Origin of the sequence: Pseudomonas sp. K5002 (assembly GCF_013386655.1) — a bacterium.
Classification (GTDB): Bacteria; Pseudomonadota; Gammaproteobacteria; order Pseudomonadales; family Pseudomonadaceae; genus Aquipseudomonas.
This window is the reverse complement of the sequence record NZ_JACARK010000998.1, coordinates 1-1,961: the sequence shown is the minus strand read 5'-3', so window position 1 is coordinate 1,961 and position 1,961 is coordinate 1. Positions and strand designations below refer to the sequence as shown.

2 protein-coding genes are annotated in these 1,961 nt (G+C 63.6%); one reads left to right on the top strand and one right to left on the bottom strand.

Annotation, left to right across the window (positions count from 1 at the left end):
* Window positions 1-792, top strand: a 792-nt coding sequence (locus HX846_RS32355) for a biotin-dependent carboxyltransferase family protein (RefSeq protein ID WP_178966966.1), incomplete at its 5' end; no start/stop codon positions are given.
* Between the two features lie 123 nt (window positions 793-915).
* Here HX846_RS32355 and HX846_RS32350 read toward each other — a convergent pair.
* Window positions 916-1,961 (bottom strand): inorganic phosphate transporter (locus tag HX846_RS32350; protein WP_178966965.1); only part of this gene is annotated, 1,046 nt, incomplete at its 5' end.

Below are 1,961 nucleotides of genomic sequence, written 5' to 3'. Positions count from 1 at the left end.
CTGGAGTTTCAGCAGGATGCCCTGGTGGCGTTGTGCGGGGCGCTGATGTCGCCGCGCCTGGACGGCGTGGTGGTGCATCAGGACACCGCGTTTGAAGTGCGGGCCGGGCAAGTGCTGCGCTTTGAATTTCCCAGGGCCGGCGCACGGACTTACCTCGCGGTGGCTGGTGGTATTGACGTGCCGCTGGTATTGGGCAGCCGGTCCACTTACACCCTGGGTGCGTTGGGCGGGTTTCACGGGCGGCGGCTGGTGGAGGGTGATGAACTGCCCGTGGGCGAAGCCAGCGGCAAAGGCCGGGCGGGGAACAGTTTGCCCATGGCGTTGCGCCAATCGGTGGGTGGGGACGTGACCCTGCGGGTGGTGCCGGGGCTGTATTACGAGCGACTGACGCCCGCCGCCAAAAGCAGCTTTTTTGCCGAGCCCTGGACGGTGGGGTCGGAGGCCGACCGCATCGGCTATCGCTTCAAGGGCGGCAATGCCTTGAGCTTTCAGCCACGCGAACAACCGTTTGGCGCCGGGTCCGATCCGTCGAACATCGTCGACAGTTGCTACCCCATCGGCTCGATCCAGGTGCCGGCGGGCCTGGAGCCTATTGTGCTGCACCGGGACGCGGTGTCGGGCGGGGGCTACGCGATGATTGGCACGGTGATCAGTGCCGACCTGGATCTGATCGGGCAGATGCAACCGAACCAGCGGGCGGGGTTTGTGGCGGTGACGCTGGAGGAAGCGTTGGAGGCGCGGCGGGTGTACAAGAAGCGGTTGAAGCTGATGGGCGGGTTGTTTAGCACCTGAACTCACCACTGAACCCAATGTGGGAGCGGGCTTGCTCGCGAAAGCGGAGTGTCAGTCAATAAGTCTGTGACTGAGCCACCGCATTCGCGAGCAAGCCCGCTCCCACATTTTTATCGGGTTGTGTCAGAACAATTGGGTGAATAGCCAGTACAGGCTACCCGATAACAGAATCGCCGCCGGCAAGGTCAGCACCCAGGCCATCAGCAAGTTGCGGATGGTCTTCATCTGCAAGCCACCGCCGTTCGCCACCATGGTCCCGGCCACACCCGACGACAACACATGGGTGGTGGACACCGGCAAGCCATACATGTCTGCCGCGCCGATGGTCAGCATCGCCACCATCTCGGCGGATGCGCCCTGGGCGTAGGTCAGGTGGGTCTTGCCGATCTTCTCGCCCACGGTCACCACGATACGTTTCCAGCCGACCATGGTGCCGAGCCCGAGGGCGATGGCCACGGCGATCTTGACCCACAGCGGGATAAATCGTGTGGCGTTGTCGATCTGTTGCTTGAACAGTTGCAGCTTGTTCTGGGTGTCGGCATCGAAGTTGCCGACCTTGCCCTTGTCCATCAGGCGGATGGTTTCGCTGGTCAGGTACATGTCGTTACGCACGTTGCCCACGGCCTCGGCCGGTACGGCGGCGAGGGAGCCGTAGCTCTTCACTTCCTCACCGATATGCCCGGTGATGGCGGCCAGGGCGGGCACCAGTTCCGGGGTGGCTTCCTTGGTGCGTACGTAGGTCGACAAGGTGCCCCGAGAGTCGGCGGGAGCCAGTTGCGGCGCCGCTTTTACCAGGGCTGCCTGGGTGACTTCGGCCACCGCGGCAAACTGCAACGACTCACCGGCCGGCATGGTGCGGTTCAACGCGTAGGCCATCGGCAGGGTGCCCACCAGGATCAACATGATCAGACCCATGCCCTTCTGGCCATCGTTGGAACCATGGGCAAACGACACACCGGTGCAGGTGGCGATCAGCATGCCGCGAATCCACCACGGCGGCGGGGTATCGCCTTTCGGCGCTTTGTACAGCGAGCGATTTTTCACGAAGGCCCGCAGCGCCAGCAACAGCAGGGCAGCGAAGGCGAAGCCGATCAGCGGCGACAGCAGCAACGCATAACCGATCTTGATCGCCTGGCCCCAGTCCACACCGCTGGTGCCGTCGCGGCCAT